Here is a 17,478-nt window from a genome sequence, read left to right as displayed (position 1 = left end):
AAACAAAAATACAGCAATTAGTTCTTCTTTTTCAATTTATCATTTAAAAAAAATAGCGCTTAAATGCTTCCATAGCCGCATATTGTGTAAGTCCTAAATCTCTAAATTTTGTTGCTGTTGTTTTGTTTCTATCTTCAACACGAACCCAAAATTCTCTAGAATCGTCACCTTGAAACATAACTCCGTCTTTTTGTGATTGATGGTAAAAAATAGCTGTTCTTTTTCTAATAACTTGACTTGGACTCATAGGAACAGCCATTTCAATGTCATGCATATCCCATTCGTGCCAAGCACCTCTGTACAACCAAACCCAACAATCATTCATATAAGGAAGTTTTTTCATTTTTTCTAAAGAAATGAATAATGAATCCAAACAAACCTTATGTGTACCATGTGGATCGGCTAAATCTCCTGCTGCATAAATTTGATGTGGTTTTATTTGTTCGATACAATTCATCATAATATCGATATCAGCATCAGAAAGTGCATTCTTTTTAATGGTGCCTGTTTCATAAAAAGGCAAATTCAAGAAATGGATATTTTCATCTGGAACGTTAAAATAACGGGTTGCTCCTAAAGATTCTTTTTGCCTTATTAGTCCTTTTAATTTTCGAAGTTCAGGAATATCAGCTACATTTTTACTGCCTGATTTTATAAAATCTATTATTTTTTTATAATAATCGCTTTCAGGGTTAATCTCTAAGCCCATTTCAGCAAATTTTATTGCTTCATCATTAGAAACAGCGATATTTCCAGAAGTTTGATACGCAACATGTACCTCATGTCCCTGAGAGACTAATCGATCAAAGGTACCTCCCATAGAAATCACATCATCATCTGGATGGGGACTAAAAATCAAAACTCTCTTTTTTACAGGGGTAGAACGTTCCGGTCTTTTTTCAAATTCGGAATTAGGTTTTCCTCCTGGCCAACCAGTAATTGTATGTTGCAATTTATTAAAAATACGAATATTTAAATCGTAAGCAGATTCATCGTTCTCTATTAAACTTTCCATTCCATGTTCATGATAATCTTTATCTGAAAGTTCTAAAATTGTTTTAGAGGTTTTCTCGCAAAGCCAAAACACTGCTTTGTTAGTTAATTCTTCATTCCAATTGCAATTGTCTACTAACCAAGGAGTATTGATACGAGTTAATAAAGAAGAGGCTTCCGTATCTAATACAATAGTTGTAGCATTATGCTGTTGTAAATAAGTAGCCGGTTTTTTTGCAGTAACCTCACCTTCAATAGTATCTTTTACAATTTCTGATTTGTTTTGTCCCCAGGCTAAAAGCACAATTCTTTTGGCTTCAAAAATAGTTGAAATCCCCATAGTAATTGCTTTCTTAGGAACATTATCGATTGACAAAAAGGCTTCAGCAGCATCTCTACGGGTAATATAATCTAAAGTAACCATTCGGGTACTGGAGTTAAAATGAGAACCTGGTTCATTAAATCCAATATGTCCTGTTCTGCCTATACCCAATAACTGAAAATCAATTCCGCCATAACTTTTAATTTTTTCATCATAATTAATGCAGAAAGCTGCACTTTCTTCAACTGATAAATTTCCTTTTGGGATATTAATATTTTCAGGCAGGATATCAATATGATTAAAAAGATATTCGTGCATAAAATAATAATAACTCTGATAATTATCCGGATCCATCGGAAAATATTCATCTAAGTTGAATGTTACTACATTCTTAAAACTTAAATTTTCTTGTTCATGTAATCGGATTAATTCTTCATATACCTTAATAGGTGAAGAACCAGTTGCTAATCCTAAAATAAAGAACTCGCCTTTTTTTTGTTTTTCACGAATTAAGGCTGCTATTTCATTTGCAACGGCTTTAGAACCAGCAGTTGAATTTTCGAAAATTACATTATCTATTTTTTCAAATCTTGTATTCTCTAATTTCCCCGGCTTATTGTAAGAAGTACTAATATTCATGTTATCTGTTTTTATAAAATTTGCCTACAAATATAAAAACATTTTCTAATATGTTGCGTAAATTTGCATTTTTATCGTTATAAATAATTAAAAACGCATAAAAACGCATTTTTATTTTAAATTATAGTGACACCAGCTTCGATAAAATTTTTAATTTTTGGACTTTTAGAATTCATATCAGTAACTATAACATCCAGTTTATCTAATCCGCAAACTTGGTGCGGCATGCTTCTATTAATTTTATCAGAGGTTGCCATAGCAACAATTTTATCAGAAACACGGATCATTTCTTTTTTAACAACCGAAACTTCATAACCAATTTCAGTAAGACCGTGATCTACATCCAAACTACTTACCCCTAAAAAACAAACATCGGCTTTAATTTTTGACAAAACCTGAACTACATCAATACCAACAGTTACCATTGCTTTTTTTTGCAATTTACCTCCTATAAAAAATAAATCTATGTTTGGATGCTGTGATAACTGCATAGCAATAGGCAAACTATAGGTATATATAGTAGCTGAAAAATCAGAAGGAATCATTTTGCAGAATGATAAATTTGTTGTTCCCCCTGACATAATAACTACCTGACCTTCTTTTAGCAGTGCAAGAGCTTTTTGGGCAACAATATTTTTCTTATCCTCATTAATAATATTAAAATCAAATACATTATTAGATTTTTCTTTAACTAAAAACGCACCACCATAAACCTTATTTATCAAACCTTTATTATTTAGTTCTATAAAGTCCCTCCTAATTGTGTCTTCAGAAATTCCTAATTCATTTGCAATGTCATTTGTATAGATTTTTTCAACTTCATTGAATCTATTCATTATAAATTGATGTCTCTCCTTTTTAAGCATAGTATAATTTTTTACACAAATATAGAACAGAATGCAGTATTATGCATTTTTAAAAAGCTTTTTTTTGAATAATTAAATATTTTATTCAATATTCAATCTTTCGCTATCAATTATTTTTTATGCTCTTTTTAAAATTAAAAATTGTTCATTTATAAATTAAAAACTGATTGATTGAGCTATTTTAAGCTGTACTTTTTTTATTCTTTCCAAAAAAAAAGTTAATTCATTACTTTATAGTAACTACCTAATAGTTATTTATTTTTTTAGATATCGCATCACAAACTTCTATTATATTAGTATTTAAAACTTTGGTTACCCCCTAATGCAGAAGCTAATTTTTTATTTAAAAAATGCATTTTTATGCATTTTTAACACAAAATTAATACAAAGTTGCACAAAATTGAGTTTTATTGAAAAATTATATATATGTTTGTAAAATAAACCTAAAAACTAAATAAATATGAAAAAATCATTCTTCATTTCATTGTTGTTTCTGGTTGTTCAAGTGGCATTTGGACAGACAGCATCAATAACGGGAGTTATTTTGTCAAAATCGGACAACATGCCTTTACCCGGAGCTATTATTTCCATAATAGGGACAAAAAATGCTGCAATAACAGATTTTGATGGAAAATTCAAACTCTCAGTAAAAAGCGGGACTGAAGGCACATTGCAAGTTAGCTACATGGGATTCAAAACAGCCACAATGAAGCTAACTGGGAAAAACCAAGAAATTAATATTAGTCTAATTGCTGAAGACAACACCTTAGACGAAGTTGTAGTTACTGCTTTGGGTATTAAAAAAGAATCCAAATCATTAGGATATTCTATAACAGAAGTCAAAGGGGAAGATTTAAACCAAGTTAAAACAGTAAGTGCAATAAATTCATTACAAGGAAAAGTTGCCGGATTAAACATATCTACAAGTAGTTCAGGAGCTGCTGGATCAAGCAGAGTAATTATTCGTGGAGCAAGTTCATTAACAGGTAATAATCAACCTTTATATGTTGTTGATGGTATTCCTATTATTAATGAAACAAAAGGTTCAGTTGTAGGACCATTTGGCGGTGAATATGGAGATGGTGGTGATGATATTTCAACAATTAACCCTGATGATATTGAATCGGTATCTGTACTTAAAGGAAGTTCGGCAGCTGCTTTATATGGATCTTTAGCATCAAATGGTGTTATAATGATTACTACAAAATCTGGAAAAGGAAAACAAAATTTTGGAATTGAATATTCTACTTCTTTAACATTTGAAAAAGTAAATACCAGTTTACTTGATTTTCAAAAAGAATATGGCCAAGGTAATAACAGAATAAAACCAGGTTATGATTTTGATACTTCAGGAGCTGTTATTGCAATTCCAGATGAAGAAACAGCCATTAATAATGCTTACAATAGTACATTGCAGTCTTGGGGAGACAAATTGGATGGTTCACTAGTTTATAACTGGGATGGAAAAAAAAGACCTTATTCTTATACAGGGAATAATTTAGATAAATTTTACCAAACAGGAATTACTAAAATAAATTCGGTAGCTGTTTCAAAAGGAAATGAAAATTCAAATTATCGTTTATCATTTTCAGATTTAGATAATGATGATATTTTTCCAAATACCACTTTGAATAGAAAATCAATAGGGTTGAATGCAATGTCTAAAATAAGTCCAAAATTAACTTCAACAATTAATGCAAAATATGTAATTGAAAAAGTTCATAATAGAGTTACAATTGGTGATACTCCAGGAAACGCAAATACTGTTGCTTTTTTATTACCAAGCAGTCTTGACATAACGGATTTAAAACCTGGATACAATGAAAATGATACTGAACTATTATTTCAACCAAGTCAATTTATTCAAAATCCATATTGGGCCACTGAAAGATTTAAAAATGATGACAAAAAGAATCGATTAACAGCTTCTACTACTTTAAAATACGATATCACAAAATGGTTGTATTTAAATGGTAGAGCAGGTATAGATACTTATGATCTAGCCAGAAAACAGGTTACACCATACGGAACAGCTTATAGACCAGCCGGAGTTTTAATACAAAATAAATCATCCTACAGTTTATTTGATGCTGATTTAATGTTGGGAATTAAAAAAGAGTTAACTTCTAAAATATCGACAAATTCTATTTTAGGAGCTAATACTAAAACATCCACTTTTGATGCCTTAAGTGCTACAGGAAGCCAATTTGTTGTTGTTGGATTAGAAGATTTAAATAATACTACACTACCTGTTCCAACAAGTAATTATTATAAAACAAAAACAAACTCTCTTTACGGTTCTATTCAAACTGATTATGATGATTACTTATTTTTAACCTTCACCGGAAGAAATGAATGGTATTCTACCCTTTCTTTTCCTGGAAAAGAAACACCAAACAACGATTTTTATTGGTCTTTAAGCAGTAGTTTTTTATTAAACAAAGCGTTCAAATTACCTCGTGTTATAGATTATGCTAAAGTGAGAGCCAGTTATGCTCAAGTGGCAGGAGGTGCAAATAATGCTTATGCCCTTAATTTAAATTATGCGGTATTAGGTTCTTTTCAAGGTAATTCATTCGGAAACATCAATGGTACTTCAATACCAAATCCTAATTTAGTTCCTTTTCAAAAGGATGAATTTGAAGTTGGTTTGGATTTAAGAATGTTTAAAAGCCGATTCAATATTGATGCCGCTTATTACCAAAACAAAACAACAAGCGATATCGTAAGAGCCTCTGCATCATTAACTTCAGGTTATAGCTCAGCTATTTTAAATATTGGTGAATTAGAGAATAAAGGTTTAGAATTATTAATTAGCGGCTATCCTGTTAAAGGTAAAAACTTCTCTTGGAATACATCGTTTAACGTAGGTTACAACGACAGTAAAATTGTTCATACAGATGAAGCAAATACACCTATAAACGTTGATGGAAGTCTTTCTAGAGATAAAAATGCCATTATATCTCACATTGTTGGAGAACATTACGGTGTAATTTATGGTTCTTCATACAAAAGAGATGAAAATGGGAATATTTTATATGATATAAAAAGTTCTGTACCAAAACCTATCAGAGGAGATAATAAGATTTTAGGTCAAGGAGTTGCTCCTTACACACTAGGTTTTACAAATACATTCAAATATAAGAATGTTAGCGTTAGCTTTTTAATTGATGCAAAATACGGTGGTTCTGTTTATTCAGGAACAAATGCCGATTTAACCTTAACCGGTTTACATAAAAAAACACTGGAAGGACGTGAAAACGGATTAGTAATTTCAGGAATTGACAATGACACATCATTACCATTTACTAAAACTGTTGCCCCAAAAGATTTAAGAATATACTATGGTAATCTAGGAGCTGAAAGTACTGGAATTGCTGAAGAGTTTATATACTCAACTGATTTTATAAAATTCAGAGAGTTTAGCATAGGTTATAACTTACCTTCAAATGTTTTAAAAAACTTGTTTATTAGCGATTTGCGCTTTTCATTAATTGGAAGAAATTTATTTTACATTTCTAAAAAAATTGAAAATGTTGACCCCGAAGCATCATTAAACAACTTGAATTCACAAGGAATTGAGCGTTTTGGTATTCCTGCCTCTCGCAGTTTAGGTTTCAGTGTAAATGTTAAATTTTAATACTTATTAAATTATGAAAAAATTAATCTTATTCCTTATTGCAATATTTACATTTGGATCATGTGATGATGGTTTTGAAGACATAAATGTAAATCCTACCAAACCGACCCAATTATCGCCAGCAACTAAATTAACATATATTCAATTATATACTGGTGGAAGTAACTATGTTGCTACTTTATTTTATGATATTGCTCATTTAATGAGTAATGTACAACAACTAAATACAACAACTTATAATAACTCATTTTCTTATCAGGTTAATAGAACCAATGATTTATTTGACGAGCAATTTCCAACGAATGTTAAAAACATTGTTGATTTGGTTGCTCAATTAGAAAAAAGTACCGCATCGACAGCTGAAGCAGATTTAGCTATTGCCAACATTCAAAAAGTACTTATTTTCAGCAGACTGACTGATGCTTATGGAGATATTCCTTATAGCGAAGCTGGAAAAGGATTTTTAGAAGGAATTCGCTACCCTAAATACGACAAGCAAAGTGACATTTATGCTGATATGTTGTCATTATTAGAAAAATCATCTGACGTTTTAAGTAATCCTAGTAATTTAAATTCATACGGAAATGCCGATTTATTTTTTGCCGGGAACAATGCAAAATGGAAAAAATTTGCCAATTCCTTAATGCTAAGATTAGCATTACGAATGGTAAAAGTTGATGATGTAAATGCTAAAGCATGGGCTACAAAAGCAATTGCCGGAGGTGTTATGACAAGTAATAGTGACATTGCTTTTATTAAGTACGAAAATAATTCTAATGATGGAGGTCCAAATGTGAATCCGTTTACTAAATCTCTTTCCTCTCGAGGAACCAACCAAATTAAAATATCTAAAACCTTTTTGGATTATTTAATTGCTACAAACGATCCAAGAATTTCTGTTCTTTGTTCCACTTCTACTGGAGTAACAACTCCATCGTTACAAATGGGACAGGATATTAATGTATTCACCTCTACTTCGGCAAACTCTAAACCTAATATTAATATTTTTGGAGGATCCGGAAAACTTATTTATGATGCTCCTTTCTTTTTCCAAACTTATGCTGAAGTTGAGCTAATGTTAGCCGAAGCTTCTTTCCGTTGGGGATTAGCTGACGGAGATACTGCAGGACACTATAATAAAGGAGTACGTGCTGCAATGAGCTATTTAGCAATGTACGGAACAGCTGGTGTAATTTCGACTACAGCAATAGACAATTACCTTACAGCTAACCCATTTGATTCCTCAAAAGCACTTCAAATGATTAATGAACAATATTGGGTAGCTACTTTTGGTAACGGAATTGAATCTTTCTCAAACTGGAAAAGAACTGGATTTCCTGTATTAGTACCATTAAATCTATCTTCTACATTAACTGGAGGACAAATACCTAGACGTTTTGTATATACTTCTACAGAAAAATTGAATAACCCGGACAATGTTTCGGCAGCAATAGAAAGACAAGGTGGCGATACTGTAACTACACGTATGTGGTGGGACCAATAATTTTCTTGAATTAATTAGTCAAGGACAAACAAAATTTACGTCTAATTGTACCTATAATTAATTGTGTAATTTTATAGAATCACTTTAGAAATCTCTAGAGTGATTCTATATCTTACTTTCTTACTTTCAAAACAAAACCATTTAACTATATTTAATTCAAACATTTAAACTCAAGTTGATCATGACAAAAAGTTTGAAAAGAATTACTATTTCATTATTATTTATTTTCAATGTATCAAGTTCAAATGCATCGAAAATATGTAAAAATGATGGTCTCATGAATCGTCTTACAGAAATTACAACTGGAGCCTATAATTTTAAAAAATACCTCCCTTTATTAAAAAATAAAAAAATTGGAATTGTCACAAATCAAACGGGTATTCTGACAAACAAGCTTCATTTAGTTGATTTTTTAATAGCAGAAAAAATAAATATAAAAACAATTTTTGCACCCGAACATGGATTTAGGGGAACGGCAGATGCAGGAGAAAAAATTGTAGATGGTAAAGATTCTAAAACAGGACTTCCTATTGTTTCGCTTTATGGAGCAAATAAAAAACCCACAAAAGAGCAATTATCCCAAATCAACATAATGGTTTTTGACTTACAAGATGTAGGAGCCCGATTTTATACTTATATCTCTTCCTTGCACTACGTTATGGAAGCCTGTGCAGAAAACAATATTCCACTTTTAATTTTGGACAGACCAAATCCAAACGGAGGGATTGTTGATGGTCCTTTACTGGAGAAAGAATTTTCAAGTTTTGTAGGTATGCATCCTGTGCCTATTTTACACGGAATGACAATTGGAGAATATGCACAAATGATAAATGGTGAAAAATGGCTTAAAAACGGAATTACTTGCAAATTGACTATCATTCCTTGTTCTAATTACAAAAGAGAAATGGCCTATAGTCTTCCTGTAAAACCATCGCCTAATCTCCCAAATGATCAAGCTATTAATCTCTATGCCAGTTTGTGTCTTTTTGAAGGAACAACTATAAGTGTGGGGCGCGGAACTGAAAAACAATTTCAAATTTATGGTTCTCCATTTTTACCAAAAGAATCGTTTTCATTTATTCCTAAACCTAATTTTGGAGCAAAAAATCCTCTTTATAACAATGAAAAATGTTTTGGCGAAGATTTAACATCCTACCCTAGAGTAACAAAATTAGAATTAAAATGGTTGATTAAAGCCTATCAAAACACAACTGACAAAACATCATTTTTTAATCCATTTTTCACAAAATTAGCTGGTACAAAAAAACTACAACAACAAATAGAGGCAAATGTTTCTGAAAAAGAAATCAGACAAAGTTGGAAAAGTGATCTGGAAAATTTTAAAAAAATCAGAAAAAAATACCTCATTTATTAAATCAACTCTGGTTGAGTCCCAAAATCTATAAAACTCAAAAAAAAAAAAAAAAATGAAACATAAAAATCCAGAAACAGAACAAGAATCTTTATACAAAGATTTAGATAAAATGACTGTTAAAGAGCTTCTCACGAACATCAATACCGAAGACCAAAAAGTAGCTGCGATTGTAAAGCAACAAATTCCGAAAATTGAAAAATTAGTCAAAAAAATTGTCAAAAACATGCAACTTGGAGGAAGATTGTTTTATATAGGTGCCGGTACTTCTGGACGAATAGGTATCTTAGATGCTTCAGAATGTCCTCCTACATTTGGTGTGTCACATGAGATGATAATTGGTATTATTGCCGGTGGAGATACCGCTATTAGAAAAGCGGTGGAAAATGCAGAAGATGATACAGAACAGGCTTGGAAAGATTTGTCCGAATTTCAAATTTCAAGTTTAGATTTTGTCATCGGAATTGCTGCTTCCGGAAATACACCTTATGTATTGGGTGGTCTAAAAAAAGCAAAAGAAAACAATATAAAAACAGCTAGTATTTCCTGTAACAGCAATGGATTAATTGCACAAGTTGCCGATTTTCCTATTGAATTAGTCGTTGGACCAGAATTTCTTACCGGAAGTACGCGTATGAAAGCCGGAACTGCACAAAAATTGACTTTAAACATGATTTCTACTTCAGTAATGATTAAACTTGGAAAAGTAAAAGGAAATAAAATGGTGGATATGCAATTGTCTAATGAAAAATTAGTAAAACGTGGAATCAAAATGATTATGGAAGAATTAGCTATTGATTATGATTCTGCAAATGTACTTTTACAAAAATATAAAAGTGTCCGAGCTGTATTGTTGGAATTTTCAACTAATAATTAATTAAACAACTTATCTAAAACCTAATGTCTGCAAGTACCATTTTAATTTTCATCTTTGTTTATTTTAGCCTTTTATTAGTTATCTCTAGCGTAATTAGTAAAAAAGGTCACGATAATGATTCCTTTTTCAAAGCAAATAGAAATTCAAAATGGTACTTAGTTGCATTTGGAATGATTGGTACGGCACTTTCCGGAGTAACATTTATATCAGTTCCCGGAGAAGTTGGCTCCCCAAACGGAGAGCAATTCAAATATTTTCAATTTGTTCTTGGAAATGCTATTGGTTTTATAATCATTGCAAAAGTTTTGCTTCCATTGTACTATCGAATGAACCTCACTTCTATTTATAGTTACATAGAAAAAAGAATGGGAATTAACAGCTACAAAACTGCTGCTTCCATTTTTCTCGTTAGTAGAACCATTAGTTCAGCATTTAGACTTTATTTGGTTATAATTGTTTTGCAACGGTATGTGTTTGACTTTTTCAATATTCCATTTCCAATAACAGTATTAATAGCACTAACATTAATATTTTTATATACTTACAAAAGTGGACTAAAAACAATTATTATAACAGATACTTTACAAACTTTCTTTTTAGTGAGTTCGGTACTTATCACTATTTATTTTGTTTGTGATAGTTTGAATCTAACAGTTATAGAATCTATCAGTACAATTCAGAAAAGTAATTATTCCAAAGTTTTTTTCTTTGATAATTTCTTGACTAATAAGTTTCATTTTGTCAAACAAATTCTTGGAGGAATGTTTGTAACAATTGCTATGGTAGGCTTAGACCAAGATTTAATGCAAAAGAATCTTAGTTGCAAAAACATCAAAGAAGCTCAAAAAAATATGTTTACATTCACAGGAATCTTTGTGCTAATTAATATTATCTTTTTAAGTCTGGGTGCCCTTTTATATATTTATGCAAACAAAAATGGTATTGCAACACCACTGGATTTTGTTAGCAATAAACCCAGAACCGATTTACTTTTTCCTGAAATAGCCTTAAATCATTTATCCATTATTCCTGCCTTTGTATTTTTATTAGGGATAATAGCAGCCACATTTGCCACAACCGATTCGGCTTTAACAGCACTAACCACTTCTTTTTGTGTCGATTTTTTAGGTATGGACAAGTCCGAAAACATATCAAATCCTAAAAACATCAAGAAAAGACATTTGATTCATTTAGCTTTTTCGTTTGTTTTCTTTTTGGTTGTAGTCATTATGAATTCTTTTAACGATAGCTCCGTAGTTACATTGATATTTAGAGTTGCATCTTACACCTATGGTCCCCTATTAGGATTGTATGCCTTTGGATTATTGCAAAAATCCAGAAAAGTAAACGACAAACTAATACCTTTTATCGCTATAATGGCTCCTATATTCACTTATTTTTTAAGCGAAAATTCATCTCAATTACTAGGATACACTTTTGATAACGAACTCATCATCATTAACGGATTATTTACCTATATAGCAATTTATAGTAGCAGTAAAAAATCTACTGAAAACATGCTATTTTAACAAATCATAATCTATTGCAATAATCTAATAACTCAACTTTTGATTTTATTTTTTATTGCTAATACTATTAAATGAAAAATTATATTTTAAAAATAGGCTTCCTTTTTACGCTACTTTTTTTAATTAGCAATTGTGCTGTTTCTAAAAAAAACAATACACTTGCTAGATTAGAAAATGCAAAAACTACAGATACCATACAACCTTATATTTTAAAAGACAAAGGAGCAAGAAAAACTTTTTTTAAAGATTCTGATTTAGAAAACAATTGGGTTGATAGTATCTATTCCCAATTGAGTTTAGAAGAAAAATTGGGACAACTTTTTTTTGTTTCTGCTTTTTCTAATAAAGATACTGTACACGAAAACAAAATAAAATCATTAATTGAGCACTATAAAATAGGGGGATTGATTTTCTTTCAAGGAGGACCTGTTCGACAAGCAAGATTAACGAATTATTATCAATCTAAATCTAAAATTCCATTATTTATTGGTCTTGATGCTGAATGGGGTTTAAGTATGAGATTAGACTCAACATATACTTATCCTTGGAACATGACATTAGGAGCTATTCAAGATTTAGCTTTAATTGAAAATATGGGTAAAAATATGGGGGCAGAATGCAAACGCATGGGAATTCATTTCAACTTTGCTCCTGTTCTTGATATCAATACTAATCCGCTAAATCCAATTATTGGAAATCGTTCTTTTGGAGAAAATCAATATAATGTGGCTAATAAAGCCGTTGCTTTAATGAAAGGAATTCAAAGCCAAGGTGTTTTCTGTACCGGTAAACATTTTCCGGGACATGGCGATACTTCCTCTGATTCTCATAAAACTTTACCTATGGTTTCGTTTACTAAAGACCGTATTGATAAAGTAGAATTATATCCATATAAAAAAATGTTTGATGAAGGTTTAGTCTCAGTAATGGTGGGACATCTTAACATTCCAAGCTTGGAATCAAGACCAAACTATCCTTCATCAGCTTCTTATAATGTGGTAACTAATTTACTTCAAAAACAACTTGGCTTTGAAGGTTTGATTTTTACAGATGGTTTGGGTATGAAAGGAGCCAGCGAATTTAAAGGTGTTGGAGACCTTGAATTAACGGTATTACAAGCTGGAAATGATATTTTTCTTTGTCCTGATAATGTTCCTTTAGCCATTGAAAAATTAAAACTATTTTATACTAACGGTGAAATTTCGGAAGCACGTTTATCCCACTCAGTAAAAAAAATACTCCATTATAAATTTAAAGCAGGTTTAAACAAATACAAACCTATTTCTCTTAACAATTTAGTCCAAGATATCAATGGTTCTCAAAATGATGCTTTACAATATAAATTATATGAAAACGCGATTACTGTTTTAAAAAATGAGAAAGAAATTCTTCCTATCAAAACACTCAAGCAAAAAATTGCTTACGTAAAATTAGGAGATGATGTCAATAGCGATTTTGTAACCACTTTAAAAAAATATACCGAAGTTACTGAGGTTTTCAGTTCAAATATAGACTCTTTAAATACTGCATTAAATAAATACAATACTATTATTATTGGTTTTCATAAGCTAAATAAAACATGGCAAGATCAAAATTTTACAGAAACCGAATTAGATTGCTTGCAAAAAATAGCTAAAAAACACAGTGTAATTTTAGATATATTTGCTAAACCTTATTCATTACTACCCATCAATAATTTTAAGAATATTGAAGGTTTGATAGTCTCGTATCAAAACTCCAAAATTTCACAAATTGTATCGGCCGAAATAATTTTTGGAGCAAAAGAAGCAAAAGGAAAATTAGCTGTTTCAATTAATAATAACTTTAACGTAAATGAAGGATTAGCTACTCAAAAAATAAATCGATTAGGATTTGAAACTCCTGAAAATGTTGGAATGAGCTCTCTCATTTTATCCAAAATTGATTCGATTGCTAAAAAAGCTATTGATGGTAAAATGACTCCTGGAATGCAAATTTTGGTTGCCCGACAAGGAAATGTAGTCTTCCAGAAATCTTATGGCTATCATACATATACAAAAGATGTAAAAGTTTCTAATACCGATTTATATGATGTTGCTTCTATTTCAAAAATGATTTCTACCTTACCAAACATCATGCAATTGTATGATAATAAAAAAGTTTTTTTAGATACTAAATTAGGAGAAATGCTTCCCATGTTTAAAAATTCAAATAAAAAAGACATCAGTTTTAAAGCTTTATTAAATCATTATGCAGGACTGATTGCATGGAGTCCTTTTTATAAAAAAACGATTGATTCTATTGGTTTCCCTTTAAGTAAATATTATCGAAATAATTCTGAACCTAAATTTTCAACTAAAGTAGCCGATAATCTTTTTATTCGAAATGATTATCATGATACCATTATGAAATTCATTGTCGACTCTCCCCTCTCTGAAAAAATAACATACCGATACAGTGATTTTACTTTTATGATTTTAAAAGAATATCTGGAAAAAATAACACACAAAAAATTAGAATTTTTAAGTCAGGAACATTTCTACAATTCTCTTGGGATGAATTATACCCTATACAATCCTCTGCAAAAATTTGACAAAAACGCAATTGCTCCAACCGAAATAGACACTTATTTCAGACATCAACTCATTCAAGGCTATGTACACGATATGGCAGCCGCAATGGAAGGCGGTATTGCGGGTCATGCTGGAATTTTCTCTAACGCCATGGACGTTGCTAAAATGATGCAACTTTTTTTACAAAAAGGAAACTATGGCAATCAACGTTATTTTTCTTCCGAAACCTTTGACACTTTTAACACTTGCTTTTATTGTGCCGAAGGAGTACAAAGAGGTCTTGGTTTCGATAAAAGAATAGGAAATGATAGTACTACCTGTCAATGTATTTCTGAATCAAGTTTTGGTCACACTGGCTTTACAGGAAATATTGCCTGGGTAGATCCAAAAACTGAAATTGTTTATGTCTTTTTATCAAACAGAACCTATCCTGAAATAGGAGAAGATGGAAATAAATTAGCCAATGAAAAAATTCGTGAAGATATCCAACAAATAATCCAAGAATCAATCATAAAGTAAAAAGAAGTTATTCTCTTTATAAATATAATTTTTATGAACAAAAACATAAGTAGACTTTATCAAATAGCTCAAAAAGAAACTCGAAAAATAATTGGGCTGATGTCTGGTACATCATTAGATGGACTCGATATTGTACTATGCGAAATAACTGGTTCAGGAGAAGCTACTCAAGTAAAAATAATTGAATTTGAAACTATCGATTATAGTGAAGATACAAAAAATGAAGTTCGTAAAGTTTTTGCTCAAAAGACTATCCTGTTTCAGCATTTAGTTTTACTCAATGAATGGATTGGAATTTTACATGCTCAAATGATAAATAATTGTCTTAAAAAATGGAATATTTCCAAGGATGCAATTGATTTGATTGCTTCTCATGGTCAAACCGTTTTACATAGCCCTAAATTTTTACACAAACAAGAGCAATACCCTAATGGAACATTACAAATTGGTGATGGAGATCATATTGCGGTAAAAACCGGCATCATCACTATATCCGATTTTAGACAAAAACATATTGCTGCTGGTGGCGAAGGTGCTCCATTAGCAGTTTATGGAGATTATTTTTTATTTGGTAAAAAAAATGAAAACCGAATTATGCTCAATATAGGCGGAATTGCAAACTTCACCTATTTACCAGCATCTTTAAATCCTGAGGAAACTTTTGTAAGCGATACCGGAACAGGAAATACCTTAATTGATCGCTTTGTAAAACATTATTTTCCCGAAAAAAGTTTTGACAAAGATGCTGAAATAGCCCAAAAAGGAACTGTGAATCAAGTACTCTTAGACAATTTGAAAGACAACTTCTTTTTCAAAAAAGAATTCCCTAAAACAATTGGTCAAGAACTCTTTGATGCTAATTATGTAAATAATGCACTGGAAAAAAGTGGAATTAAAAATATTTCCTGTGCCGATTTATTAGCTACATTAACTCGTTTTACAGCTGAAACTATTGCAGAAGCAATTAAATGCCTAGCCGATAAAACAGCTGATTCAATAGAAAACTTCCATATTTATATGTCTGGAGGAGGAACTAAAAATCCCTTATTAGTGCAATGGTTGAAAGAACTATTGCCATGCCCGTTTTATAAAAGTGATGATTTAGGAATTTCAACTGATGCCAAAGAAGCTGTTTTATTTGCTGTTTTAGCCAATGAGACAATAGCAGGTGGAACATTTAATTTTGGATTAAACTCAAAAATACCATCTGTAACAATGGGAAAAATTTCATTACCAAATTAAAATATACAATTTTACTATAAAAAGAACCGCTAAAACTAAAATAGCAATGAAAAAAGAACGTTTAATTTCTCTCGATGTATTCAGGGGTTTTACCATGTTATTTATGACAATTGTAAATAATCCAGGAAGTTGGAATTCTATTTACAGCCCTTTGGAACATGCACAATGGCATGGCTGTACTCCTACTGATTTGGTATTTCCTTTCTTTATTTTTATTATGGGTACTGCAATTCCATTTGCTATACCTACAAAACAATTGGACTTTGTTGTTTTCAATAAAATTGTTGTGCGTTCCTTACGCATATTTTGTTTGGGTTTATTTTTAAACTATTTCAGTAACATCCAATTACTTGGTTTAGAAGGATTCTCATTATTAACATTCCGATTAATTATTACTTTAGGAGTTGCTTATGCGCTTCTAGGCAACTTTAGTTTAAAAACTAAAACCTATCTTGTTTTTGTAATTTTTGTAATCCTAATTCTTCTTGCATACAGCCCAATAAAAGGATTTCAAGAAGTAAGACTTCCCGGAGTTTTACAACGTATTGCTATTGTCTATTTTTTAATTTCTATATTGTATTTAAAATCAAATTTAAAAACGCAATTAGTTGTTGCTGCTTCTATTATATTTATTTATTGGATGCTAATGGCCTTTGTTCCTGTACCAGAATTTGGTCCAGCTAATTTTGAAAAAAATACCAATCTGGCTGCTTGGTTAGATAATTTAGTCCTAAAAGGACATTTATGGAGTGTTTCAAAAACATGGGATCCGGAAGGTATATTGAGTACATTACCTGCCATCACAACGGGAATTTTTGGAATGTTTATTGGACAATTATTAAACTTGCCTATTCCAAAAATTCAAATCGTAAAGAAAACCGTAATCGTAGGGATTGTATTGGTATTTGCAGGATTGCTATGGAACTTTATCTTTCCTATAAACAAATCTCTTTGGACTAGTTCTTATGTGCTATATACAGCAGGTTTAGCAACAATATGCTTAACTCTGTTATATTTTGTAATAGATTGTGCAAACTATAAAAAGTGGACTCCATTATTTTTAATTTGGGGAGTAAACCCGATGATTGTATTTTTCTTATCAGGAATTATTCCACGGGTTTTAACTGCAATCAACATTCAAAATCCAAGTATTCCTTCTGAGCAAATTGATGTAAAAAGTTTTTTATATGAATTTTATATTGTCCCTCATTTTAGTAATCCCATGAACGCTTCATTAGCATTTGCCTTAATATATAGTGTTTTATGGTCTTTAATTCTATGGTGGTTTTATACTAAAAAAATGATTTTTAAAGTTTAATTCAAAAAGAAGCTGCCCATATTTACTTTTCACAATCAATAATAGTAATTTGGCAAAGAAATTGCGACCAAAATGATCGAATTTTTAATTAATACTATTTTATAA

At 30.9% G+C, this 17,478-nt stretch carries 10 protein-coding genes; 8 read left to right on the top strand and 2 right to left on the bottom strand.

Annotation, left to right across the window (positions count from 1 at the left end):
• Nucleotides 1-43 precede the first annotated feature (43 nt).
• Complete coding sequence (nagB, locus tag AC4FRF_RS05630) at nt 44-1,954, bottom strand: glucosamine-6-phosphate deaminase (RefSeq protein WP_491158509.1); 1,911 nt, start codon at nt 1,952-1,954, stop codon at nt 44-46.
• Between the two features lie 116 nt (nt 1,955-2,070).
• Nucleotides 2,071-2,820, bottom strand: a complete 750-nt coding sequence (locus AC4FRF_RS05625; RefSeq protein ID WP_491158508.1) for a DeoR/GlpR family DNA-binding transcription regulator — start codon at nt 2,818-2,820, stop codon at nt 2,071-2,073.
• 460 nt (nt 2,821-3,280) lie between these two features.
• Between AC4FRF_RS05625 and AC4FRF_RS05620 the strand changes: the two genes are divergently transcribed.
• The 8 genes from AC4FRF_RS05620 to AC4FRF_RS05585 all read left to right on the top strand — a co-directional run bounded on the left by AC4FRF_RS05620 (nt 3,281) and on the right by AC4FRF_RS05585 (nt 17,373).
• Nucleotides 3,281-6,460 (top strand): SusC/RagA family TonB-linked outer membrane protein, encoded by a 3,180-nt coding sequence (locus AC4FRF_RS05620; protein ID WP_491158507.1) that lies wholly within the window; start codon nt 3,281-3,283, stop codon nt 6,458-6,460.
• Nucleotides 6,461-6,473: 13 nt separating this feature from the next.
• Complete coding sequence (locus tag AC4FRF_RS05615; protein WP_491158506.1) at nt 6,474-7,964, top strand: SusD/RagB family nutrient-binding outer membrane lipoprotein; 1,491 nt, start codon at nt 6,474-6,476, stop codon at nt 7,962-7,964.
• A gap of 181 nt (nt 7,965-8,145) precedes the next feature.
• Complete coding sequence (locus tag AC4FRF_RS05610; protein WP_491158505.1) at nt 8,146-9,339, top strand: exo-beta-N-acetylmuramidase NamZ family protein; 1,194 nt, start codon at nt 8,146-8,148, stop codon at nt 9,337-9,339.
• A 52-nt stretch (nt 9,340-9,391) separates the two neighbouring features.
• Nucleotides 9,392-10,213 (top strand): N-acetylmuramic acid 6-phosphate etherase, encoded by an 822-nt coding sequence (gene murQ / locus AC4FRF_RS05605; protein WP_491158504.1) that lies wholly within the window; start codon nt 9,392-9,394, stop codon nt 10,211-10,213.
• Nucleotides 10,214-10,236: 23 nt separating this feature from the next.
• Complete coding sequence (locus tag AC4FRF_RS05600; RefSeq protein ID WP_491158503.1) at nt 10,237-11,742, top strand: sodium:solute symporter; 1,506 nt, start codon at nt 10,237-10,239, stop codon at nt 11,740-11,742.
• Nucleotides 11,743-11,813: 71 nt separating this feature from the next.
• On the top strand, nt 11,814-14,813 hold the full coding sequence (locus AC4FRF_RS05595) for a serine hydrolase domain-containing protein (RefSeq protein WP_491158502.1): 3,000 nt from the start codon (nt 11,814-11,816) through the stop codon (nt 14,811-14,813).
• Nucleotides 14,814-14,846: 33 nt separating this feature from the next.
• The gene (locus AC4FRF_RS05590) at nt 14,847-16,055 is read left to right on the top strand and encodes an anhydro-N-acetylmuramic acid kinase (protein WP_491158501.1); all 1,209 of its coding nucleotides are present in this window, start codon (nt 14,847-14,849) and stop codon (nt 16,053-16,055) included.
• Nucleotides 16,056-16,101: 46 nt separating this feature from the next.
• Entirely contained in the window at nt 16,102-17,373 is a 1,272-nt protein-coding gene (locus tag AC4FRF_RS05585; protein WP_491158500.1) for an acyltransferase family protein, read from the top strand.
• The last annotated feature ends 105 nt before the right edge of the window (nt 17,374-17,478 follow it).

Source organism: Flavobacterium sp. ST-158 (assembly GCF_058309975.1).
The sequence above is the reverse complement of the archived record's forward strand: the minus strand, read 5'-3'. Positions and strand labels throughout refer to the sequence as shown.